Here is a 22,504-nt window from a genome sequence, read left to right as displayed (position 1 = left end):
TGCCGAAGGACGCCGCGGCCGGCACCGCGTCCGAGACCGAGTCCGAGGCCGTCCTCGGCAAGGGCGACGCCGGCGGGGCGGACGCCGCCACCGGGAAGGACACCGCCGCCGCGGGCCTGCCGCACGGCGCCGCGCCCGGGATCCGCTTCGAGAAGGTGGTCAAGCGGTTCGGCCAGAACGTCGTCCTGCGCGAGCTCGACTTCACCGTGGCGCCGGGCGAGCGCGTGACGCTGATCGGGCCGAGCGGTTCGGGCAAGACCACGATCCTGCGGCTGCTCATGACGCTGGAGAAGCTCGACGAGGGCCTCATCTGGATCGGCGACGACACGCTGTGGCACATGGAGCGGGGCGGCAAGCGCGTCCCGGCGAACCAGAAGCACCTGCACGAGATGCGCAAGCAGGTCGGCATGGTGTTCCAGCAGTTCAACCTGTTCCCCAACATGAACGTGCTGCGCAACCTCACCGAGGGGCCGGTGCGGGTGCTGGGGGTGCCGAAGGACGAGGCGGTGGAGCGCGCCAAGGGCCTGCTCGACCTGGTCGGGCTCGCCGACAAGGAGAACGCGCACCCCACCCAGCTCTCGGGCGGCCAGCAGCAGCGGGTGGCGATCGCGCGGGCGCTCGCCATGCAGCCGAAGGTGCTGCTGCTGGACGAGGTCACCTCCGCCCTGGACCCGGAGCTGGTCGTCGGCGTCCAGGACCTGCTGCGCGACATCGCCCGGCAGAGCGACCTCACGATGCTGTGCGTCACGCACGAGATGGCCTTCGCGCGGGACATCTCCAACCGGGTCCTGATGTTCGACCAGGGCCAGATCGTCGAGGAGGGCCCGCCGGAGCAGATCTTCGGTGAGCCGTCCGAGCAGCGCACGCGGGACTTCCTGCAGGCCGTCCTGGCCTCCTGAGCCGGTCCCCCGCCCGCCGCCCGCGTCCCCGTCGCCCCGGGGGCGCGGGCGGCACTCGTCTCAGCGGACGCCGGGCCAGGCGCCGGCGGTCGAGCGGGTCGCGGCCGAGGCCGGGTTCGGCTCGCCGGTGACGCTGCGCGCCCGCTCCTGATCACCCCGCCGGAACCCATACCGAACGTCGTTCTGTACGGTGGCACCCACGGACGAGGAGAGCGAGGCGATGGGCACTTCGAGGGGCACTTCGATCGCCGGGCTCGGGATGACCGAGCTCGGCAGGGTGTACGGGCGCAGCCCGCGGCGGCTCGCCGCGGACGCGGTGCGGCTCGCCGCCGCGGACGCGGGACTGGCGCTCGGCGACCTGGACGGGCTGCTGGTCAGCCACGGCATGGGCGGCTCCCCCGGCATCGAGCTGGCCGCCACGCTCGGCCTGCGCGACCTGCGGCTGCTGTCGCAGGTCAACGCGTTCGGCGCGACGGCCGGGGCGATGGTCTCCTACGCGGCGTCGGCCGTGCTCAGCGGCACCGCGACCACCGTGGCGTGCGTGTTCGCCGACGCGCCGCTCAAGCCGAAGCAGTCGGCGGGCTCGGCCTACAACCGCGACGCCCGCGAATGGTACGGGTTCGGCGGGATGACGGCGGCGCTCGGGCTGCGCAGCGTCAACTCCTTCTACGCGCTCGCCGCGCAGCGCCACATGGCCCGGTACGGGACGACCAGCGAGCAGCTCGGCGCGATCGCCGTCGCGACGCGGGAGTGGGCGTCGCGCAACCCGCTCGCCCAGATGCGCGAGCCGATCACGCTGGAGGACCACCAGAACTCGCGCTGGGTGTCCGAGCCGCTGCACCTGCTGGACTGCTGCCTGGTGTCCAACGGCGCCATCGCCGTCATCGTGACCGGCGACGACCGCGCCCGCGACCTGGCCCGCCCGCCCGTCCACCTGTGGGGCTGGGGGCAGGGCCACCCGGGGCACCGCAAGGAGCGCGGCAGCGAGTTCGGCCTCACGACCGGCGCGGCCTCCTCCGGCGCGACGGCGATGAAGATGGCCGGGATCACCCCGTCCGACGTGGACGTGTGCGAACTGTACGACTGCTACACCTACACGGTCCTGGTGTCGCTGGAGGACTACGGGTTCTGCGCCAAGGGCGAGGGCGGCGCGTTCGCCGCGTCCGGCGCGCTCGGGCCGGGCGGGTCGCTGCCGACCAACACCGGCGGCGGGCAGCTGTCGGCGTACTACATGTGGGGCATGACGCCGCTGTCGGAGGCCGTGATCCAGGCGCGCGGAGACGGCGGGGAGCGGCAGGCGCCCGCCAACGACGTGATCCTGGTCAGCGGCAACGGCGGCATCCTCGACCACCACTCCACCCTGATCGTCAGCCCGCACCGGAAGGGGGCCTAGCCGATGGAGATCGGCGTTCTGCGGCGGGACGGGCGCACCGACCCGTTCTTCGACGGCACCGCGTCCGACCGCCTCGTGATCAGGCGCTGCGAGGCGTGCGACCGGTGGTTCGCGCCGGACGCCACCGGCTGCCCCGGATGCGGCGGGGAGGACCTCGCCTGGGCCGAGGCGAGCGGCGACGCCGCCCTCGTGACCTGGACCGTCCTGCCCAAGGACCCGCCCGCCTTCCTCGCGCTGGTCGAGCTGGCCGAGGGCCCCTGGCTGCACGCCCGGCTGGACGGCGTGACCCGGGCGGACCTGCGCGAGGGACTGCCGCTGCGGGCCGTGTTCGAGCACCCGGAGGAGGGCGAGTCGTTCGTGCTCTTCCGCCCCGCGGGCGGATAGCGGCCGAGCGCCCCGTCCTCTCCGCCTCTGGACCGAATGGCGTTCGGTCCATTAGCGTCGGGGCATGAACACCGAGGTCTGCGAACGGTTCGGCATCGAGTTCCCGCTGTTCGCCTTCAGCCACTGCCGCGACGTCGTCGCCGCCGTCACCAACGCCGGCGGCTTCGGCGTCCTCGGGGCCGTCGCCTACAGCCCCGACCGGCTCGAAGAGGAACTGCGCTGGATCGACGACCACGTGCACGGCCGCCCCTACGGCGTCGACGTGCTGGTCCCCGGCAAGATCGACAAGTCGGCGGAGAGCGGCGGCGGCCTCGACGCCATGCTCGCCGCGATCCCGGACGAGCACTGGACCTTCCTCACCGGCCTGTTCGACAAGTACGACGTGCCGCTGCCCGACTTCGACAAGGCCCGGCGCGCCAACGCGCGCAGCGGCGCGCAGGTCACCAAGAAGGGCGCGACCGAGCTGATCGACGTGTCCCTCGCGCACCCCATCGGGCTCATCGCCAGCGCCCTCGGCACCCCTCCCCCCGTCATGGTCGACAAGGCCCGGGAGGCGGGCGTCCCCGTCGCCGCGCTGGTCGGGACCGCCGAGCACGCCCGCCGCCAGGTCGCCGCCGGCGCCGACCTGATCATCGCGCAGGGCGGCGAGGCCGGCGGGCACACCGGCGAGATCTCCACGATGGTGCTCGTCCCCGAGGTCGTCGACACGGTCGCGCCGGTGCCCGTCCTCGCCGCGGGCGGCATCGCCACCGGGCGCCAGATGGCCGCCGCGCTCGCGCTCGGCGCGTCCGGCGTCTGGTGCGGCTCGGTCTGGCTCACCACGGAGGAAGCGGAGACGTCCCCGGCGGTCAAGGAGAAGATGCTCGCCGCCACCTCCCGCGACACGATCCGGTCCCGGTCGCGCACCGGCAAGCCCGCCCGCCAGCTGCGCTCCGCCTGGACCGAGGAGTGGGAGGGCCCCGCGTCCCCCGGCCCGCTCGGCATGCCGCTGCAGATGATCGTCGCCGAGGGCGCGATGCGGCAGATCACCAAGGTGGCCGAGTCCGGCAACCCCGGCGCCCGCGCGCTCGCCAACTACTTCGTCGGCCAGTGCGTCGGCCTCATGAACACCGTCAAGCCCGCCCGCCAGGTCGTCTACGACATGGTCGAGGACTTCGCGAACGCCGTGGAGCGCCTCAACCGCGTCACCGGCGAGGACTGACCGGCCGAAACCGGACGCGACGCCATGGGGTGATTCGGTCATCACCCCATGGCGTCACACGGGTCACCGCCCTACGCTTCCCACCGACACAAGATCCTCGGGAAGGCGAGCCGTGGGCAACCCCCGACCCACCGAGTCCGCACGCGGCCTGTTCGCGCTGTTCGACTGGATGACCGGGCGGCTGCCCTGGCGGCTGGACTCGCGCCCGTACCCGGTCATCGTCCTGGAACCGGCGGACGACCCGGACGCCGAGGACGCCCCCGGCCGCCACCTCGACGAGCTCAAGCGGTTCGCCGCCGAGGCCGGGCTGCCCGCCGTCTCCCCCGACCTCCCCGAGGGCTCGGAGGGCGGGGAGGACGAGGAGGCCGCCCGCGGCGCGGAGACCGCCGCGATCGCGCTGGTCGACGCGATCTCCCAGCCGCTCACCTGGACCCACACCCGCTCGCCCTACGGGCGGCTGCGCTTCCCCCGCTCCGACCTCGTCCGGACGATCCAGGCGGCCGCCGCCGAGCCCGGCCCGGACGGCTCCCCCGCCCCGCCCCCGTACCAGCGCTCCGCCGTCGCCGCCGTCGACCGCTGGAACGAGCACGCCCGCCTGTTCCGCTGGCAGAGCGGCCGGCTGCGCGCCCCCGGCTGGTGGACGACCGTCGGCGGCTCCCTCGTCGCCATGATCGCCGTGCTGGCGGGCGGCATCGCCGAGCAGACGCCGAGCCCCGTCCTGCTCACCGCCTCCGGCTGCCTCGCCGCCGTCCTGCTGATCGTCGCCGGGCTGTCCACCCGGCGGATCTGGCTGGCCGTCCTGTCCACGGTCGGATTCGGCGGCCGCTACCGCTGGTTCGCGCGGACCTCGTTCTTCGCCGTCCTCGGTGACGGCGAGGACGGCGGCGACGACCTCGGCTTCGAAGGCCGCCTGCACCGGGTGTACGAGCGGCTCGCCAAACCCGACGCGGCCCGGTTCCTCCTCCAGATCAAGACGTTCGCGCTGCTGGAGGACCTGCGCGACCAGCACCGGCGGTCCGCGCCCGACCTGCGCGGCTTCAAGCGCCCCTGCCCGCCCGTGGTGTTCCTCGCCGGGGCGGGGCGGCACAACGGCGGGCTCGCCGTGCTGTCGGCGATCAGCGACATCCGGGCCCGGCGCAGCGAGTTCCACCCGCTGATCGTCATCGCCTCCGTCGACGCCGCCACCCGCGAGGAGCTCGGCGGCCCCGCCCCCGGCTCCGGTCCCGCGCCCGGCGGGGACGCCCAGGAGCGGTACGAGCGGTGGCGGTCCTCGCTCGGCACCGCGCAGGGGCCGAGCGAGTCCGTGCCGCTGCCCTACCTGCTGCGGATCCCGGTGACCGGCGACCCCGCCGCCGGACGCCCCGACGAGTTCACCGTCCGGCGCCGCCCACGCTGGACGTGGCTGTGGTCGCGGCGCAGCCTCGGCGCCGCCCTCATGGCGCTCGTGCTCGTCCTCGTCTACGTGCAGACCAACCTGCGCTCCACCTACTGCAGCGTCGGGCTGCCCGTCCACTGGAACGGCGACACCCGAATCCAGACCAACGGCGACGGAAGCCGCGAATGCGTCGGCGTCTCCACGCACGGCGTCCGGTTCGAGCGCGGCCCCGACAGCATCGGGCTGGACGGGGAGCGCCGCCGCCCGTCCCACCGCAACACCGGCTCCCGGCTCACCCTCGCCGACCTCCAGCGGCGCATCGAGGACGAGAACGAAGCCGTCCTCGCCTCCCGCAAGCCCTACGTCACCCTCGTCTACGTCGGCATCTTCACCGCCAGCCCCGGGCAGAGCGACCTGACCGTCAGCAGCATCCGCGAACTCGCCGGCGCCCACCTCGCCCAGATGCGCAACAACCGCTCCGGCCAGCCCGGCGCGGTCGGCAACCCCCTCAAGGTGCGGCTCCTGCCCGCCAACACCGGGCAGAACATGCTCTTCTCCGCCGAGACCGCCGACCGCATCCTCGACATCGCCCACCGCGACCCCACCCTCGTCGGCGTCACCGGGTTCGGACGCAACACCGACCACTCCCGCGCGGCCATCGAACGGCTCATCGCCGCCGGGCTGCCCCTCGTCAACACCGTCAACTCCTCCGACCGCCTCCCCGCGCTGCCGCACTACTACGGGCTCGCCGCGACCAACTTCGACGAGGCCGCCGCGACCCGCGCCGCCGTCCGCGCCGAACTGCGCGGCAAGCCGATCTCCCGGCTGATGCTCGTCCACCGCGCCCCCGGACCGTCCAGGGACGCCTACAGCCGCGAGATCGCCGACGACGTCGCCCGCGCGCTCACGCCCCGCACCGTCGACCGCGTCGTCTACACCGACACCGACGACATCGCCGACAAGGTCAAGCGGAACTGCGAGACCGCCCCCGCCCCGTTCGTCTACTTCGCCGGACGCTCCGAAGACCTCCCCGGCCTCATGAACGGGCTCGTCCAGGGCGGCTGCACCCGGCGGCACCTCGTCCTCATGGCCGGCGACGACGTCACCAAGACCCGGTTCGGCACCGGCCCGCACGAGGTCCCGATCCCCGCGAACACCGTCGTCTACCACACCGCCTTCGTCCACCTGCCGTTCCTGATCGCCGGGAACGCCGACCAGACCAACGGGTTCTTCCTCCTGGCCCGCAACCTCCTCGGCATCGGCGGCCCCCGCGCCCGCCCCGCCGAACCGCTGCTGGTCGACGGGCAGATGGCCCTCACCTACGACGCCGTCGTCGCCCTCGGCCAGGCCGCGCAGAACGCCTTCGCCGGCCTCGGCCTCACCGCCGCCGGATCCGCGCCGGTGGAGGGCAGCCGCTCGGTCACGTCCGGTGCCGTCCTGCTGGAACTGCGCCACCTGTACGTCCGCAACGCCGCGACCGGCGACATCGACTTCCGCGGCGACCGGCACGAGCTGAACGGCCCCGGCGACCGCGGCCTCACCATGATCAAGGTGACGCTGAAGGACGGCACCCCGGTCACCGTCCCCATCTGCGGCCGCCTCAACGGCGGCGTCCCCGCCCCGGGCCTCAAGCCCTGCCCCCGCTGAGCAGCGGGGTGGCAGGGCCAGCCCGTCGGGTCGCTGGGCGGCTCAGTCGGGGGGTGGGTCAGGCGCCGGATTCCGCTGCGGTCCGGCGGAGGCGGGGAGCGAGCTGAGCCGTGCTCCAGGCGATCCACACGAGGCCGAGCAACGTCTTGAACATCCATCCCTCGATGAAGTCGTACGTGATCGGGCTCAGCGTGATCGGCTCGGTCAGGGCCCACGAAACGAGCACGGGCCAGAGCACCGCGACGAGACCTTCGAGGACCACGGCCGCTCCGGACACCGCCACCCGTGCCCGAGGGGACTGGATCCGGGAGATCAGCGCCCCGTTCAACCCCGCGAACGCCAGCATGAGCGCTACCGCGCCCGCGAGCCAGCCGAAGGCCAGGCCGTAGCCGACGGGGATGATGTCGGTGTGGGGAAAGACCTGCGCGACCGAAACCCTTCCCAGCGGCGCCGCCAAGAAGAGCGCCAGATCGAGAGCGATCACGATGGCGAGTGCCGGCACGGCCCGATGAGGAAACCTCCACTGCAGCGCCGAGACGGCGAACAGCGCCACCAGCACCCACAGCATCCAGGACGGGCCCTCGTCCAGAAGGACCTTCAGAGCGATATCCTCCCCGAGCCCTAACGGCAGCAGCAGCGAGCCGACGACCGCGATCCAGCCGCAGACGAGGGCACGCCGCACGGCCGCCGGACGCGCACGGGCAGTCTGGGGCACGATGTCGACGCGGGTCGCGGGTCCAGGTGACGAGGTGATGCGCGAGGCAGGTGCACTGTGCGCGGCGGGATGTCGTTCTGCGTCAGTGGACGCTAGTGCGAGCAGTTCGCGGGCCTGGGTGGCGGACAGCCGGGCGGCCGGGTCCTTGTGGAGCAGACCGTCCAGGAGCCGCGCGAGCGGTCCGCCGCAGACGGGTGGGGGTGGCTCCCGCGTCGCGATGGCAATGAACAGCGCCCCGTGCGTGGGAGCGGTGAACGGCGGGCGGCCCTCCACCGCCGCGTAGAGGGTCGCGCCTAACGACCACAGGTCGGAGGCGGGCGTGACGGTCTCGCCCTGCACCTGCTCTGGGGACATGTAGGCGGGCGTGCCCAGCACCGCACCGGAGCGGGTGAGGGTGGCGTCGCCTTCTACGGCGGCGATGCCGAAATCGGTGAGGACGACCCGATCGCCTTCGAGCAGGACGTTGGCGGGTTTGACGTCGCGGTGCACGATGCCTTGCGCGTGCGCGGCCGACAGCGCGTCCAGCATCGCCAGGCCGATCGCGGCGACCTGGTGCGCCGGCAGCCTTCCCCGCTCGGCCAGCATTTGCTCCAGTGACCGCCCGTGGATCAGCTCCATCACGATCCACGGACGGCCGTCCTCGCCCATGACCCGGTCGTAGACGGTGACGATGGCCGGGTGCCTCAGCCTGGCGGCGGCCCGCGCCTCGCGCTCCATCCGCGAGTACCACACCGCCCGCTCCTGCTCGGTGACCTGCTCGGGCACCCGCAGTTCCTTGATCGCGACCTCGCGGTCGAGATCGGTGTCGAGGGCGCGCCACACCGCCCCCATGCCGCCCTGCCCGATCCGCCCGAGCTTCCGGTAGCGGCCTGCCAGCACACCTTCGCGGTCCCAGCTCACGATCAGAATTTACCGTCCGCAGAAGATCCGGAAAGGTGTGATCCGCTTCCGCCTCGGCGCGGACCTCGGCGGCACTCCGGACGGGGCCCTGCGAACCGAGGACGCATATCGGTCGTCGCACGGCCGCCGGTCTTCTTCTGGCGCGTCCCTTTATGACGTGCGCGTGGCTGAGGTCTCCTTTTTTACCGGTTCAAGTATGGCGAGGCAGGTGCACGGCTGAGGTGGCCCCCGAAGGTCGGGCGCTGTTCGGGCGGCTGGCACATCGTCCGGCCCGAATTGGAGTAGCGCCGCAGACGGTTTCTTTTCAGGTATTGCCGGGCGCGGACAGCGGGCGGCCCTCCGGAGTAGCGTCTCCGGTGATGTCCTGCGAGTGAGGGAGGCGCCGTGGCCGAAGAAACCGCGGGATGGGGCGGGAGATTGTGGGCGGCCGCCGATCTGCTCACCCCGATGGCCATTCGAGTCGCGGCGACACTTCGGGTCGCCGATCACATCGCGGACGGCACGCGGACGAGCGAAGCTCTCGCCGTAGCGGTGGACGCCGAACCCGACGCACTGCGACGGGTACTCGAACATCTGGTGACCTTCGGCGCGCTGACCCGGGAGGACGGCGCCTATGGGCTGACGCCCCTGGGCGAGCAGCTTCGCGACGACCATCCGGGCGGCCTGCGGCGCTGGCTCGATCTGGACGGGGCCATCGGGCACGCCGACCTGTGCTTCGTCGAGATGCTGCACACCGTCCGCACCGGGGAACCCGCCTTCCCGCGTCGCTTCGGCCGGACGTTCTGGGACGACCTGTCCGCCGACCCGGGGCGTGCGGCGTCGTTCGACGCGCTGATGGGCGGGCGGCTGGCTGAGGAGGCGCCCGCTCTCGCCGCCGCCTACCCCTGGGGCGGCCTCGGACACGTGGTCGATGTGGGCGGCGGTGACGGGAGCCTGCTGATCGCCCTCCTCCGCGCCCACGAGAACCTGCGGGGAACGGTGATCGACCTGGACGGGCCCGTCGCACGCGCCGAGCGGGCCATCGCCGAGGCCGGACTGGACGATCGGGCGGACGCCGAGGCGGGCAGCTTCTTCGACCCCCTGCCCGCCGGGGCGGGCGGATACCTGCTCTCGGGCGTCCTCCACGACTGGGACGACGAGCACGCACTCCGCATTCTGCGGCGGTGCGCCGAGGCGGCCTCGGGAACGGGGAAGGTGCTCGTCGTGGAGAACGTCGCCAACGTCGAGGGCGCCACGCGGGACACCGAAGGCGACCTGCGCATGCTCTGCTACGTCCGCGGCAGGGAACGCACCCTCGACGAGCTGGGCGATCTGGCCGCGCAGGCCAGTCTGCGCGTCGGCCCGGTCGAGCGCGGCGGGCTGCACTCGATCATCGAGCTGCGGCCGTCCGGCTGACGTCGCTCCTCGCCGCCCCTGGTCCAGGTGACCGGCGGGTATGGGACGATGCGGTGGTGTCCGTGGTGCCGGAGCCCATCGCCGCCGATGCGCCGGGAGTGATCTCCCGGCCGCTGCTCACGCAGTGGTGGCTCGACCTGGCGTTCGTCCACTGGGCCGTCGAGCCGCGCCGGGTGGCGCCGCTGCTGCCGGAGGGCGTCGGACCCGACACGCTGGACGGGGTCACCTACGTCGGTCTCGTCGCGTTCTGGATGGACCGGGTCGGGTGGCTCGGGCTGCCCGGCGTCCCGTACTTCGGCACGTTCCCGGAGACGAACGTCCGGCTGTACTCGGTGGACGCGCAGGGGCGCCGGGGCGTGGTGTTCCGGTCGCTGGACGCCACGCGGCTCCTGCCCGTGGCCATCGCGCGGGCGGGGTTTCGGATGCCGTACCAGTGGTCTCGCATGTCCGTCCGGGCCCGCAAGGACGTCATCAGCTACACCAGCTCGCGGCGGTGGCCGGGGCCGCGCGGCGCCCGCAGCCGGATCGACGTGCGGATCGGCGGGCGGGTGGAGAGGCCGACCGAACTGGAGCACTTCCTGACCGCGCGCTGGGGCATGCACACCGAGGTGTCCGGGCGGGTGCGGTTCCTGCCGAACGTCCACCCGCGGTGGCCGCTGCACCGGGCGACGCTGCTGCGCTGCGAGCAGGACCTCGTGGCGGCGGCGGGGCTGCCGGGGCCGCTGGGCGAGCCGGTCAGCGTGCTGTACTCGCCGGGCGTGCCGGTCCGGTTCGGCCTCCCCGGCGGCTGATCAGCCGCGGGGGAACCGCATCACGGGGTTGCTGCGGCCCGCCAGGAGCAGGACGAGCGCGATCCCGGCGGCGGCGTAGCAGCCGAGGACGATCAGCGGCCGGGTCAGGTCGTGGCCGCCGAAGTAGACGGTGTTCCGGACGGCCTCCGTGCCGGCCCAGTTCGGCAGCCACGGTCCGACGTCCCGCCAGAACCCCGGCAGCATCTCCGGCGGGCGCGGCCCTCCCGCGGACGGGTTGCCGAGCACGACGAACACCACGATCGCCAGCGCCGTCCCGATGATGCCGAGCAGGCTCTCGGCGGCTGCCGTCGCGACAGCGACGGCGAACACGCACAGGGCCCCGATACCGGTGAGCAGCCAGGGGCGGCCGGACAGGTAGCCGTACCCGGTCTCCACGATCAGCGTCCCGGCGGCGCCCGCAGCCGCCGAGTAGACCGCGAACGCCAGCAGGCGGACGACGGCGTCCCGCGGTGTCACGGCCGCCATCCCCCGGTACAGGCCGACGATCGCGGCGACCAGGTAGGCGCTGACGATCCAGCCGATCACCAGGTAGAACGGGACGAGCCCATCGGGGTCCCCGGCGTCGGCGGGCGCCACGTCCCGCTCCGACAGGTTCTGCCCGGACGCCGCCGCGACCTGCGAGAACGACCCGCGCAGCAGGCCGGCGACCTCCGGACCGAAGGCGGTGGTGACCAGCAGCAGGCCCTGCTGCGGCACGTAGGCGCCGTAGACGTCGCGGTGGCGGATCGCCCGCTGCGCGGCCTGCATGGTCGGGTACGGGCGTGTGTCGAACGCCCGGCCCCGGCGGTTCAGCGCGGCGCCGACGCGGTCGGCCGTGTCCGGCGGGCCGACCACGGCCACCGGCACGCGGTGCGGGTGCGGCGCGTGGAGTCCGCCCACGTAGGACGCGATGAACGCCGCGCCCAGCAGGAACACCGCCGCCATGAACAACGCGGTGACCGGATAGGAGACGCCGTGGGAGGGGTGAGGCGAGCCAGTCATTGCATCTGGCTACCCTGTCGTCGCTGTACGTAACTGCGGTTGCCCGATGCGAGCCGACGGCACGCAGCCCGACTTCGCCGCCCACTGGGCCGAGGCGCTGGTGGACGAGTACGGGCCGCTCGGCGACCCGCTATAGCCCGCCCGTGACGAGGCGGCCGCCACGCACCTCGACGCGGGTCCCGAAGGCGCGGCAGGCGGCGGTGAACCGCTCGGTGATCCAGGCGTGGTCGGCGCCCTCCGCGCACTCCGTGCGGGCGAAGCCGAGCCGGAGCGGCACGGCCTCGACCCGGGACGGCCCTCCCTCGTCCAGGGTGACCAGGAACAGCAGCCCCAGGTCGTTGCGGAGCAGCGGATCGACGATGTAGTCGTCGATGAAGTCGCCCATGTCGAACACGACCGGCGGGGCCACGCCGTGGAACACGTGCGCCGAACTGCCCGCGACGAGCGACGCGCCGGCGTCCACGAGGCCCCGCGCCGCGCGCCGGACGTACGGCAGGGGCTCCGCGGTCATGTTCGGCCCCCAGTGCGGCATGACGAGTACGGTGCCTGCGGTGGCCCGCAGTTCCCGGATCCGCCGCTCCAGGTCGTCCGGGACGCCCTGCCGCAGATCGGTGAAGGCGACCCCCGGGCGATCAGGCCCCGCGGCGAAGTCCGCGGGATGGTCGGTGACGCCCACCACCGCGACCCGCGTCCCCTGGGCCTCCAGGACGGCGGGTGCCCGAGCGGCGGCGAGGTCCTCCCCGGCTCCGACCGTCTTGATGCCCGCCTGGCCGAGGAGATCGAGCGTGTCCGCCAGGGCGTCGGCGCCGTAGTCGAGGGCGTGGTTGTTGGCGACCGTCACGCAGTCGACGCCCAGCTCGGCCAGGACGTCGACCGCGGCCGGCGGCGCCCGGAAGTGGAAGGGCTTGCCCGGCGCGTCCCACGGCCGTCCGCGCTCGGAGACGCAGCACTCCAGGTTCAGCAGCGCCAGGTCGGCCTCGGCGAACGCGTCGCGCACGCCGCCGGAGAACAGGCCGTGCGGCCCCGACGCCTCGATCTGCGCCCCTACGCCGCGGCCGAGCATGGTGTCCCCGGCGAGCGCCATCGTGATGGCCATCGGTCCCCCCTCGACGGGACGTCCGATACCAGCCTACGAAGCGCGGGGCGCTCCCCCGCTAGGACAGCGGGCGGCCCGGGCCCTTCTTGATCTGCTCGATGAACAGCTGCGCCAGGGCGTGCTGGCCGGCGACCGTCGGGTGGTAGCTGCGCGGCTCGGCCTCCAGCGCGGGCAGCTTCAGCGCGAGGCCGTTCATGTACGCGTCGCTGCTGCCCACCTCGTGCCCGGCGAACGCGCCGTAGGCGTCGATGAACTCGACGCTGCCGCGGGCGCGCGTGGCGGTCTTGCGCGCGTCGGCCTCCTCGACCGACTGCCGGATCAGCTGCCCCAGCTCGTAGGCGCGAGCGTTCAGCCAGCGCTGGTCCGACACCGTGATGTTGTCCGCGTCCACGCCGCTGACCTCGGAGAACGCCTTCGGGTACCCCATCACCACCACCCGGGCGTAGGGGGCCCGCGCGGTGATGTCGGCCAGCAGGGACGGCAGGCTCTGCCGCAGCTCGGCCATCTTCCGGGCGACCTCCTCGCCCTGCCGGGTGCAGCTCCGGCTCCACGGCAGCTTCACGACGCACCCGGCGAGGACCTTGGAGAACCCGACGTCGTTGCCGCCGATGCTGATGGTGACCAGGCTCGTGTCGCGTCCGATCCGGTCGATCTGCGGGGGTTCGCCGTGCCGGCCCTTCAGGACGTCGCGGGTCGTCGCGCCCGAGCAGGCCCAGAATGAGGTGCCCTTCGCGAACCGGAACGCCCCGGCGACCTCGTGGTAGTACGCCTTGGACGTGCGGTGGCAGCGGGCGAGCGGGTTGTGGTCGGCCGCGGTCGCCTCCGCGCCGACGCCCGCCGAGTAGGAGTCCCCGAGCGCGACGTAGGCGCCCCGGGTGGCGACCTCCAGCGGCGTCGGCGGCCGGCCGGCGGAGACCGGGTCGGCGCGCTGCTCCTGCGGCGCGGGCGTCCGGCAGCCGGTGCCGAGCACCTCGCAGCGCGCCGCGGGCAGCGCCACCACCGGGACGACGGCCAGGAGCAGCAGGACGGCGAGCAGGACGAGCCCGGCGCGGCGCTCGCCGAGACGGTCCCGCAGCCGTGCGACCGGGCTGATCAAGCGTCCTCCTTCGCGTCCATCAGGCAGACGTCCGTGCGCGGTCTCCGGTTCCCGCCTTTACATTGTAGATCACTAGCGGTCGCAGGGGGCCCACATGACGGCGCGCGGCCCGAGGTCGTGCAGGCCCGCCTCGACCTCGGCGTCCCAGTGGGACCTGATCTCCGGGCCCCACCGCTCCTCGGGCAGCTCGGCGAAGCCGTGCCGCGCGTACCAGGGGCCGTTCCACGGGACGTCCCGGAACGTCAGCAGGCTGACGCCGGGCGCCCCGGACTCCGCCGCGACCGCCATGACCTCCGCCAGCAGCGCGGCGCCGATCCCCTGCCCGGTCAGGTCGCCGCGCACCGAGATCTGCTCCAGGTGCGCGGCGCCGTCCGCCTCGCCGACCGCCGCGAAGCCGGCCGCCGGGTCCCCGGCCACCACGATCCGGGCGCCGCCGGCGGCGATCAGCTCCTCGACCACGGTCGGGCCGGGCGGGAACACGATCCCGATCTCCCGGAACATCGCGTCGCCCGAGTTCTCGATGTCCGCCAGCCCCGGCAGATCCGCCGGCCGCGCCGGCCGCACCTCGTACCCCATGCCGTGATCGTAGGCCGCGCCCCCGCCGGCGGCCTCCCTTTTACCGGCCGGCCGGGCGCGCCGCCTCGGGCGCCAGGGACAGCTCCCAGAACTCGGCGTAGCGGCCGCCGCGGGCCAGCAGCTCCTCGTGCGTGCCCTCCTCGACGATCCGGCCTCCGTCCAGGAACGCGATGCGGTCGGCGCGGCGGACGGTCCGCATCCGGTGCGCCACCATCACCACCGTCCGGCCCGCCATCAGGCGCTCGATGCCCGCGTGGACGGCCGCCTCGTTCACCGGGTCCAGCGCCGAGGTCACCTCGTCCAGCAGGACGACCGGCGCGTCCTTCAGCAGCGCCCGCGCGATCGAGACCCGCTGCCGCTCGCCGCCCGACAGCAGCGCCCCGCCCTCGCCGACGTTCGCGGACCATCCGCCGGGCAGCCGCTCGACCACCTCGTCCAGCCGCGCCGCGGTCGCCGCCGCGCGCACCTCCGCGCCGGACGCGCCCGGACGGCCGAGGCGCACGTTCTCCTCGATCGTGCCGTCGAAGAGGTAGACGTCCTGGAACACCACGGCGATCTGCTCCATCAGCACCTCGGTGCTGATCTCCCGCACGTCCACCCCTCCGATGCGGACCGCTCCGGCGTCCACGTCGTAGAACCGGGCGAGGAGCTGCAGGAGGGTGCTCTTGCCGGCGCCCGACGGGCCGACGACGGCGAGCCGCCGCCCCTCCGGCACCGCCAGCGACAGCTCGCGGATCACCGTGCGGGCGTCCCGCCGGAACGTGACGGACGCGAACTCCAGGTCGCGGCGCACCGGCCGGACCGGCTCCGGCGGCTCCGGCAGCGGCTCGGTGCGCAGCACCTCGTCGAGCCGCGCGAGCTGGGAGCGCGCGGCGCGCATCCGGCCCGTGAACTCCGCCAGCGCCAGCAGCGGGTCGGCGCAGCGGGCGGCCAGCACCAGCACCGCCAGCAGCTCGGCCGCGCCGATGTCCCCGCCGAGCAGGAGGTGGGCGCCGAGGACCAGCATGCCGGTGAACACCGCCTGTACCACGAGCGTCAGGCCGAGGACGCCCGGCAGCGCCGACAGCGTCGTCCTGCGCGACGCGCGCCGCAGCTCGGCCAGGGCGTCGTCGAGCAGCCGGAACCGCTCGGCGGTGCGGCCGCCGGCCCGCAGCACCGGCTGGGCCTGGAGGTACTCGATGACGCGGCCGGTCGCCTCGTGGGCGCGCGCGTGGCGGTCCTCGTCGGCCGCGGCCATCGAGCGTCCCGTCCACACCTGGATCACCGCGACGACCGGGACGGCGGCGAGCGCGGCCAGCCCCAGCCGCCAGTCGTAGGCGAGCATCACTCCGACGATCGTCAGCGGGGTCACGCAGGCGGAGACGAACGGGCCCAGCAAGTGGGCGATCACGCTCATCGCCTGGAGCACGCCGGGCCCGGCCAGGACCGACACCTCCCCGACGCGGCCCGGCCCGTACCAGCCGACGGGCAGCCGCGCCAGATGGTCGCCGAGCCGGTGGTACATGCCGTCCAGCAGCGTGGTCCCGGCGCGGAAACCCGACAGGTCGCTCACGTAGCGCAGTGCCGCGCACCCGGCGACCGCCGCGCCGAACGCGATCAGCCAGGGGCGGGCGTCCCCGGGCGTGCTCCCGAAGAGCTCGCGCAGGATCGGGACCAGCAGCGCGCAGGCCAGCCCCTCGACCACGGCGGTCACCGTCATCAGCGCCAGCGTGCGGCGCACCGGCGGGGCGTACCGGGGACCCAGCACGCGCAGCAGCAGTCGGATCATCGGGGCATGCCTCCTTGCGGTACGGCGTCGTGCTCCGCGGCCCCTCCGGCGGCCGCCGAGCGGTGGGCGTCCCAGAGCGCGGCGAACCGCCCGCCCCGGGCGAGCAGGTCGGCGGGACGGCCGCGCTCCGCGACCGCGCCGTCCTCCAGGACCACGACGGTGTCGGCGTCGGCGATCGTCTCCAGGCGGTGGGCGATCACCAGGACCGTCCGGTCGCGCCTCAGCGCGGTGAGCGCGCGGCGGACGGCCCGCTCGGTGAGCGGGTCGGCGAACGCGGTCGCCTCGTCCAGCACCAGGACGGGCGTGTCGGCCAGCAGCGCGCGGGCGAGCGCGATCCGCTGCGCCTCGCCGCCCGACAGCCGGGCCTCGTCGCCGAGCACCGTGTCGTAGCCGCGCGGCAGCTCGGTGATCCGGTCGTGGACGTCCGCCAGCCGCGCGGCGCGGACCACGTCGTCGCGCCCGGCCCCCGGTACGGCGAGCGCGATGTTGTCGGCGACCGACGCGCGCAGCAGGCGGACGTCCTGGAACACGAAGGACACCGTCCGGTACAGCTCGCGGGCCCCGATCTCGCGCAAATCCGCGCCGCCGAGCAGGACGGCGCCCTCGTCCGGGTCGAAGAACCGCGGCAGCAGCTGGACGAGCGTCGACTTCCCGCTCCCCGACGGCCCGACGACGGCGGTGACCGTCCCCGGTTCGAGGACCAGGTCGACGCCGCGCAGCACCTCCCGGCCCGGGTCGTAGCCGAACCGGACGCCGCGCAGCTCCACCCGGTGGCCGCGCGGCGCGACCGGGCGCGCCGGCTCCGGCAGCGCCGGCACGGCGAGCACCTCCCGGATCCGGCCGACCGCGCGGCGCGCGGCCTGCATGTCGTCGAAGCCGTGCCCGAGGGCCTGCACCGGAGCGGCCAGGCCCAGGCCGAGCAGCACGAACGGCAGCAGGTCCGCGGCGGGCATGCCGCCCTCGGTGATCAGAACCGCGCCTCCGGTCAGCACGACCAGCAGCACGAACGGCGGCGACAGCACCACCTGCATCGCGGCGGCGATCCCGGCGAGGCCGAGCACCATCCGGTAGAAGGAGGTGGTGAACTCGTCCACGGCGTCGAAGAACGCGCGGTGGGCGCGCTCGGCGCCGCCGAACGCCTTCACCACCGCGATGCCCTGGACGAACTCCACGACGGAGTCGGAGATGCGCCCCATCGCGGCGTCGAACTCCTTCTGCTCGCGCAGCCGCGCGGGGGTCATCATCAGCGGCACCGTCGCCACCGCCAGCGCGACCGGGATCAGCGTGATGAACGTGAGCCGCCAGTCGACGGTGAACAGGTAGGCCAGCGACACCGCCGGCACCGCGAACGCCGACACCATCTCGCCGGGGGTGTGGGCGATGAACGGGTGGACGGCGCTCACGTCGTCCCCCACGACCTTGGCCAGCTCACCCGTCCGGCGGCGCGACAGCCAGCCGATCGGCACGAGCCCGAGCCGGGCCGCCAGCCGGCGGCGGAAGTCCAGCTGCACCCGGTCGTCGAGGAGGTGCCCGAGGGCCGACGCCGCCCCCGCGGCCAGCAGCCGGACGAGCAGCCCGCCCGCGCCCGCCGCGACCGCGGCCCAGACGTGGCCGCGGTCGAGCGGGCCGGGCGCGAGCAGGACCCGCCCCAGCTCGACGACCGCCAGCAGCGGCGCCAGCCCCGCGACGGCGCCGACGACCTGCAGGACGACGATCGCGGCGAAGCTCCACCGGTAGGGGCGCAGCAGCCCCGTCGCGCTCACCCCGTCCCCGGGGTGCGGGTCGCTCGGTGCGGCGGTCATGCCGGGGCTCCTTCCTGCGGCGGGCTCGTCCTGGGCAGGACGGTGAGGGCGATGAGGACGGCACCGGTCAGCAGGACGGCGCCGAGGGTCAGGCCGAGCGCGTAGCCGTCGTTGAGGGCCGCGGGCGTGGCGGCGCCGCCGGCGCGGTCGCTCGCCGCGGTGCCGAGGACGGCCAGGCCGAGCGACGCGCCGATCTGGCGGGAGCTGTTGAGCAGCCCGGAGGCGATGCCCGTCTCGGCCGGGGCGACGCCGCCGGTGGCGATGGACACGAGCGGCCCCAGGCAGAGCCCGAACCCGGTGCTGGCCACGACCGCGGGACCGAGGACGTCGACGCCGTAGGAGCCGTCCGGGCTGATGAAGCCGAACCAGGTGAACCCGGCCGCGGCCAGCGCCGCGCCGGCGGCCAGCAGGCGGCGCGGCGCGAAGCGGTAGCCGAGCCTCACCGCGAGCACGGACCCGGCGACCACCCCGAGGGCGAACGGCAGGAACATCACGCCGGTCAGCGCCGCGCCGTGCCCGAGGACCCGCTGCAGGTACAGCGACATGAAGTAGAACGCCGAGGCCATCGCGGCGCCGGTCAGCAGGTTGAAGGCGTTGGCGCCCGCGACCGAGCGGTTGCCGAACAGGCCGAGCCGCACCAGCGGGTCGCGGGTGGTGCGCCGCTCGACCAGCACGAACGCGGTCAGCAGCACGGCGGCGGCCGCCAGGCTCGCCACGGTCGCGGCCGACGTCCACGCGTGCTGGTCCGCCCGGACGATCCCGAACACCAGCAGGGTCAGGCCGCCCGTGGCGAGGACGGCGCCGAGGACGTCCGGCCGGCCGCCGCGCACCGGCGGCGGGGCCGCGGCGACGCCCCGCCAGGCGATGGCCAGCGCGACGGCGGCCATCGGCACGTTCACGAACATCACCGAGCGCCAGCTCGCGTACTCGGTCAGCACGCCGCCGATGAGGACGCCGAGGGCGCCGCCCGCGGCGTTCACCGCGCTCCAGATCCCGAAGGCCCGGACGCGCGCCCGGCCCGAGGGGAAGGCGTCCGCCAGCAGCGCCAGCGCGGCCGGGGCGAGCGCGGCGGCGCCGATGCCCTGCGCCGCGCGGGCCGCGACCAGGTGGCCGGGCGCCTGCGCGAACCCGCCGAGCAGGGAGGCGAGGCCGAACAGCCCCAGCCCCGCCAGCAGGACCCGCTTGCGGCCGTACCGGTCGGCGGCCTTCCCGCCGAGCAGCAGCAGCCCGCCGAAGGTGAGCGCGTAGGCGTGGATCACCCAGGTCAGCCCCGCCGGGCCGAAGCCGAGCCCCGCGGCGATCTCCGGGAGCCCGACGTTCACGACCGACAGGTCCAGCGACACCATGAACTGCACGACCGCGACCGCCGCGAGGACGAGCCCCGGCCGTGCCCCGGCCGCGGCGGCGGGCGCGGTCCGCTCCGTCTCCTTGATCGTCATCGCGGCCCTCCCGGGACCGCGCCGGAATGCCTTCGTCGACTCGTACGCATGCCGGACATCGTCATGTCCGGGCAGGTCCGCGGTCGTCCTGCCGGGGTAGACACCTTCGCCCGGCACCCGCGGCGCAGGAACCGCCCGCGTACTTCCCCGGGAGTAGGCGCGTTCTGCGACGTTCGGCGGAGGCGACCCGCCCGGAAAGCGGCTTAATCTACGCAGATGAGGTTCTTGGACGGGTGGCGGCCGCTCGCCCAGGACGCCCTGCTCGCGGTGGCGGTGGCCGTCCTGCCGGTGGTCTTCGTCGTGGCCGAGCCGGGCGCGGGTCCCGCGGACGCCGCGCTCGCCCTCGCCGGCTGCCTCGCGCTCGTCGCCTGGCGGCGGGCGCCGCTGGTGGCGCTCCTGGTCAGCACGGCCTGCATGCTCGTGGTCATGGTGCACGCCCAGCCGGGCCCCTCGCCCGTCTTCCCGGTGCTCGTGTCGGTGTTCGCGACGGTGCGGGCCGGCCACCGGGTCGCCCCGGCGCTGGCCGGCGCGGCCTTCCTCGGCGCGACCCTCGCCGCCGGGCCGCCCGGGGACGGCGGGCCGGTCGACGACCTGGAGAACGCGTCGCTGATGCTCGGCTGGTTCGTCGCCGCCGGGGTCGTCGCGACGGTCACCCGGCACCGGCAGGCGTACCTGGAGGAGGTCGAGCAGCGCGCCGCCGAGGCCGAGCGGACGCGCGAGGAGGCGGCGCTGCGCCGCGCGGGCGAGGAGCGGCTGCGGATCGCCCGGGAGCTGCACGACTCCCTCACCCACAGCATCTCGATCATCAAGGTGCAGGCCGGGGTGGCGGTGCACGTCGCGCGGCGGCGCGGCGAGGAGGTGCCGCCCGCGCTGCTGGCGATCCAGGAGGCCAGCGGCGACGCGATGCGCGAGCTGCGCGCCACCCTGGAGGTGCTGCGCGACCAGGACCCCGGCGACGACGCCGCGGCCAGCGGGCTCGACCGGCTGGACGACCTGGTCGAGCGGGCCCGCTCCACCGGGCTCCCCGCCACCGTGACGATCTCCGGCGTCCCCCGCGACCTGCCCGACGAGGTGGACCGGGCCGCGTACCGGATCGTCCAGGAGGCCCTCACCAACGTCTCCCGGCACGCCGGCGGCGCGGCCGCCGCCGTGCGCATCGACTACGCCGACCGCGACCTGGTCGTGCGCGTCGACGACGACGGCAAGGCCGACCCGGAGGCGCCGCCCGTCCCCGGCACCGGCCTGCTCGGCATGCGCGAGCGCGTCACCGCGCTCGGCGGCCGGCTGCGCGCCGAGCCCCGCCCCGGGGGCGGCTTCACCGTGTGCGCCGAGCTGCCGCTGGGAGAGCCGGCGTGATCCGGGTGCTGCTGGTGGACGACCAGGCCCTCATCCGCGGCGGCTTCCGGGCCCTGCTGGAGATCGAGGACGACATCGAGGTGGTCGCCGAGGCCGCCGACGGCGAGCAGGGCGTCGCGCTCGCCGCCGAGCACCGGCCCGACGTCGCCCTCGTCGACGTCCAGATGCCGGTGATGGACGGCATCGAGGCGACCCGGCTGATCGCCGCCGACGAGCGGCTCGCCGGCGTCCACGTCGTGATCCTCACCAACTACGGCCTCGACGAGTACGTCTTCAACGCGCTGCGCGCGGGCGCGTCCGGCTTCATGGTGAAGGACACCGAACCCGCCGACCTCGTGCAGGGCGTCCGGGTCGCGGCCCGCGGCGACGCGCTGCTGTCCCCCGCGATCACCCGCCGGCTGATCGGCGAGTACGTCGCGCGCCGGCCCGGGCCCGCGCCCGGCGCGCTCGGCGTGCTGACCAACCGGGAGCGGGAGGTCACCGCGCTGGTGGCGCGCGGCCTGTCCAACGACGAGATCGCCGCCCACATGGTGATCAGCCCGACCACCGCCAAGACGCACGTCAGCCGGGCCATGGTCAAACTCGGTGCGCGGGACCGGGCGCAGCTCGTCGTCTTCGCCTACGAGTCCGGCCTGGTCGCCCCGCGCACCCCCTGAGGCGCCGGACGCGCGGGCGCCCGCGCCGGCCCGCCGGGCGGACCCGAAAACGGGATGCGGGCACGGGCCGGGAGTGCCCATGCTCGGGTATGGGATGGACGCTGAGCGACGACCACGAGGAGTTCATCGGCCGGGCGGGCGGCTTCCTGCGGAGCGACCCCGTCCGGAACACCGTGACACTGACCCTGACCGAGTCCCTGCGGCACCGGAACCTCTACCCGCACGCGCGGTTCGGATGGTGGACGGAGGGCCCGGACGTCGCGGCCACGTGCCTGTGGACGACCGACCGCTACCCGCCGCTGCTGAGCGCGATGCCGGAGCGGGCCGCGCGGGAGCTCGCCGGCGTGCTGGCGGAACGCGACCACGTGGTGGGGGCCGTCAACGGCACGCCCGCGACGGCGGCGGCGTTCGCGGACGCGTGGACGCGCCGCACCGGCGCGGCGGGCCGCGTCACGATGCGGCAGCGGCTCCACCGGCTGGCCCGCCTCGAACCGCCCGACCCGGCGCCCGGCGGCGCCGCCCGCACCGGCGGCGACGCCGACCGCGACCTCGTGGCGGGCTGGTCCGCGGCCTTCCACCGCGACACCGGCGGGCACGGCGCCCCGAACCCGGCGGTGCTGCTCGCCAGGCTCGCCGACGGCCTCATCACGCTGTGGGAGGACGGCGGGCGGCCGGTGGCGATGGCGGGCCGCACGGCGGCCGCCGCGGGCGTCGCGCGGATCGCGCCCGTCTACACGCCCGGCGAGCACCGCCGCCGCGGCTACGGCGCCGCCGTCACCGCGGCCGCCACCCGCGCGGCGCTCGACGCGGGCGCCGCGGACGTCGTGCTGTTCACCGACCTCGCCAACCCGACGAGCAACGGCGTGTACCGCCGCATCGGCTACCGCCCTGTCGAGGACCGCGTCATCGTCTCCTTCACCTAATGGGAGCTGCCGGGTCGGCCACTGCTGACAGACTCGGTGCCTGGTAGCCGCCGGTGAGTGAGCACTTCCATCGCCTGGACCGTGGAGTCC

18 protein-coding genes are annotated in these 22,504 nt (G+C 74.5%); 10 read left to right on the top strand and 8 right to left on the bottom strand.

Annotated features, from left to right (window positions below; all coding sequences use genetic code 11):
* Nucleotides 1-116 precede the first annotated feature (116 nt).
* The 5 genes from ehuA (at nucleotide 117) to CHF16_RS28030 (ending at nucleotide 6,899) form a co-directional block, all read left to right on the top strand.
* Nucleotides 117-899 carry an ectoine/hydroxyectoine ABC transporter ATP-binding protein EhuA gene (gene ehuA, locus CHF16_RS28050; RefSeq protein WP_281259407.1) on the top strand — a complete coding sequence of 261 codons (783 nt, stop codon included), beginning with the start codon at nucleotides 117-119 and terminating at the stop codon, nucleotides 897-899.
* 220 nt (nucleotides 900-1,119) lie between these two features.
* On the top strand, nucleotides 1,120-2,292 hold the full coding sequence (locus CHF16_RS28045; RefSeq protein WP_089329202.1) for a thiolase family protein: 1,173 nt from the start codon (nucleotides 1,120-1,122) through the stop codon (nucleotides 2,290-2,292).
* Nucleotides 2,293-2,295: 3 nt separating this feature from the next.
* On the top strand, nucleotides 2,296-2,676 hold the full coding sequence (locus CHF16_RS28040) for a Zn-ribbon domain-containing OB-fold protein (protein WP_089329142.1): 381 nt from the start codon (nucleotides 2,296-2,298) through the stop codon (nucleotides 2,674-2,676).
* 64 nt (nucleotides 2,677-2,740) lie between these two features.
* Nucleotides 2,741-3,877, top strand: coding sequence for an NAD(P)H-dependent flavin oxidoreductase (locus CHF16_RS28035; RefSeq protein ID WP_089329141.1), 1,137 nt, complete (start codon nucleotides 2,741-2,743; stop codon nucleotides 3,875-3,877).
* 112 nt (nucleotides 3,878-3,989) lie between these two features.
* Nucleotides 3,990-6,899, top strand: a complete 2,910-nt coding sequence (locus tag CHF16_RS28030) for a hypothetical protein (protein ID WP_089329140.1) — start codon at nucleotides 3,990-3,992, stop codon at nucleotides 6,897-6,899.
* 58 nt (nucleotides 6,900-6,957) lie between these two features.
* On the opposite strand, the gene CHF16_RS28025 is transcribed toward CHF16_RS28030, so the two are convergent.
* The gene (locus tag CHF16_RS28025; RefSeq protein ID WP_218826872.1) at nucleotides 6,958-8,514 is read right to left on the bottom strand and encodes a serine/threonine-protein kinase; all 1,557 of its coding nucleotides are present in this window, start codon (nucleotides 8,512-8,514) and stop codon (nucleotides 6,958-6,960) included.
* Between the two features lie 384 nt (nucleotides 8,515-8,898).
* Here CHF16_RS28025 and CHF16_RS28020 point away from each other — a divergent pair, with 384 nt between their 5' ends.
* Together CHF16_RS28020 and CHF16_RS28015 are read left to right on the top strand one after the other, a co-directional pair.
* Nucleotides 8,899-9,909: a methyltransferase gene (locus tag CHF16_RS28020; protein WP_089329139.1), complete on the top strand. Its 1,011-nt coding sequence runs from the start codon at nucleotides 8,899-8,901 to the stop codon at nucleotides 9,907-9,909.
* Between the two features lie 56 nt (nucleotides 9,910-9,965).
* Nucleotides 9,966-10,700 (top strand): YqjF family protein, encoded by a 735-nt coding sequence (locus CHF16_RS28015; protein ID WP_245869380.1) that lies wholly within the window; start codon nucleotides 9,966-9,968, stop codon nucleotides 10,698-10,700.
* On the opposite strand, the gene CHF16_RS28010 is transcribed toward CHF16_RS28015, so the two are convergent.
* The 7 genes from CHF16_RS28010 to CHF16_RS27980 form a co-directional block, all read right to left on the bottom strand.
* Nucleotides 10,701-11,702 carry an ABC-2 transporter permease gene (locus tag CHF16_RS28010; RefSeq protein ID WP_143228148.1) on the bottom strand — a complete coding sequence of 334 codons (1,002 nt, stop codon included), beginning with the start codon at nucleotides 11,700-11,702 and terminating at the stop codon, nucleotides 10,701-10,703.
* A 130-nt stretch (nucleotides 11,703-11,832) separates the two neighbouring features.
* Complete coding sequence (locus CHF16_RS28005) at nucleotides 11,833-12,798, bottom strand: CapA family protein (protein WP_089329137.1); 966 nt, start codon at nucleotides 12,796-12,798, stop codon at nucleotides 11,833-11,835.
* Nucleotides 12,799-12,856: 58 nt separating this feature from the next.
* On the bottom strand, nucleotides 12,857-13,894 hold the full coding sequence (locus CHF16_RS28000) for an SGNH/GDSL hydrolase family protein (RefSeq protein ID WP_089329136.1): 1,038 nt from the start codon (nucleotides 13,892-13,894) through the stop codon (nucleotides 12,857-12,859).
* A gap of 72 nt (nucleotides 13,895-13,966) precedes the next feature.
* A complete protein-coding gene (locus CHF16_RS27995) occupies nucleotides 13,967-14,470 on the bottom strand; it encodes a GNAT family N-acetyltransferase (protein WP_089329135.1) in 504 nt (167 codons plus the stop codon).
* Nucleotides 14,471-14,510: 40 nt separating this feature from the next.
* The gene (locus CHF16_RS27990) at nucleotides 14,511-16,238 is read right to left on the bottom strand and encodes an ABC transporter ATP-binding protein (RefSeq protein WP_089329134.1); all 1,728 of its coding nucleotides are present in this window, start codon (nucleotides 16,236-16,238) and stop codon (nucleotides 14,511-14,513) included.
* Nucleotides 16,235-18,040: an ABC transporter ATP-binding protein gene (locus tag CHF16_RS27985; protein ID WP_089329133.1), complete on the bottom strand. Its 1,806-nt coding sequence runs from the start codon at nucleotides 18,038-18,040 to the stop codon at nucleotides 16,235-16,237. The genes CHF16_RS27990 and CHF16_RS27985 overlap by 4 nt, the downstream gene beginning before the upstream one ends.
* Nucleotides 18,037-19,479, bottom strand: a complete 1,443-nt coding sequence (locus CHF16_RS27980) for an MFS transporter (protein ID WP_089329132.1) — start codon at nucleotides 19,477-19,479, stop codon at nucleotides 18,037-18,039. Before CHF16_RS27980 ends, CHF16_RS27985 begins: the two co-directional genes overlap by 4 nt.
* A 216-nt stretch (nucleotides 19,480-19,695) precedes the next feature.
* Between CHF16_RS27980 and CHF16_RS27975 the strand changes: the two genes are divergently transcribed.
* The 3 genes from CHF16_RS27975 to CHF16_RS41565 all read left to right on the top strand — a co-directional run bounded on the left by CHF16_RS27975 (nucleotide 19,696) and on the right by CHF16_RS41565 (nucleotide 22,414).
* Nucleotides 19,696-20,835: a sensor histidine kinase gene (locus tag CHF16_RS27975; RefSeq protein ID WP_089329131.1), complete on the top strand. Its 1,140-nt coding sequence runs from the start codon at nucleotides 19,696-19,698 to the stop codon at nucleotides 20,833-20,835.
* Nucleotides 20,832-21,491, top strand: coding sequence for a response regulator (locus CHF16_RS27970; RefSeq protein WP_179271734.1), 660 nt, complete (start codon nucleotides 20,832-20,834; stop codon nucleotides 21,489-21,491). Before CHF16_RS27975 ends, CHF16_RS27970 begins: the two co-directional genes overlap by 4 nt.
* Nucleotides 21,492-21,580: 89 nt before the next feature.
* Nucleotides 21,581-22,414, top strand: coding sequence for a GNAT family N-acetyltransferase (locus CHF16_RS41565; RefSeq protein ID WP_089329129.1), 834 nt, complete (start codon nucleotides 21,581-21,583; stop codon nucleotides 22,412-22,414).
* The last annotated feature ends 90 nt before the right edge of the window (nucleotides 22,415-22,504 follow it).

The organism is Actinomadura meyerae (assembly GCF_900188445.1).
In the GTDB taxonomy this organism is placed as follows: Bacteria; Actinomycetota; Actinomycetes; order Streptosporangiales; family Streptosporangiaceae; genus Spirillospora; species Spirillospora meyerae.
This window is presented reverse-complemented; position numbering and strand designations above follow the sequence as displayed.

Coding starts and splice junctions, on each gene's coding strand:
- CHF16_RS28045 (WP_089329202.1), top strand. CDS start 1,120: ATGGGCACTTCGAGGGGCACTTCGATCGCCGGGCTCGGGATGACCGAG.
- CHF16_RS28040 (WP_089329142.1), top strand. CDS start 2,296: ATGGAGATCGGCGTTCTGCGGCGGGACGGGCGCACCGACCCGTTCTTC.
- CHF16_RS28035 (WP_089329141.1), top strand. CDS start 2,741: ATGAACACCGAGGTCTGCGAACGGTTCGGCATCGAGTTCCCGCTGTTC.
- CHF16_RS28010 (WP_143228148.1), bottom strand. CDS start 11,702: ATGACTGGCTCGCCTCACCCCTCCCACGGCGTCTCCTATCCGGTCACC.
- CHF16_RS28005 (WP_089329137.1), bottom strand. CDS start 12,798: ATGGCCATCACGATGGCGCTCGCCGGGGACACCATGCTCGGCCGCGGC.
- CHF16_RS27995 (WP_089329135.1), bottom strand. CDS start 14,470: ATGGGGTACGAGGTGCGGCCGGCGCGGCCGGCGGATCTGCCGGGGCTG.
- CHF16_RS27990 (WP_089329134.1), bottom strand. CDS start 16,238: ATGATCCGACTGCTGCTGCGCGTGCTGGGTCCCCGGTACGCCCCGCCG.
- CHF16_RS27985 (WP_089329133.1), bottom strand. CDS start 18,040: ATGACCGCCGCACCGAGCGACCCGCACCCCGGGGACGGGGTGAGCGCG.
- CHF16_RS27980 (WP_089329132.1), bottom strand. CDS start 19,479: ATGACGATCAAGGAGACGGAGCGGACCGCGCCCGCCGCCGCGGCCGGG.
- CHF16_RS27975 (WP_089329131.1), top strand. CDS start 19,696: ATGAGGTTCTTGGACGGGTGGCGGCCGCTCGCCCAGGACGCCCTGCTC.
- CHF16_RS41565 (WP_089329129.1), top strand. CDS start 21,581: ATGGGATGGACGCTGAGCGACGACCACGAGGAGTTCATCGGCCGGGCG.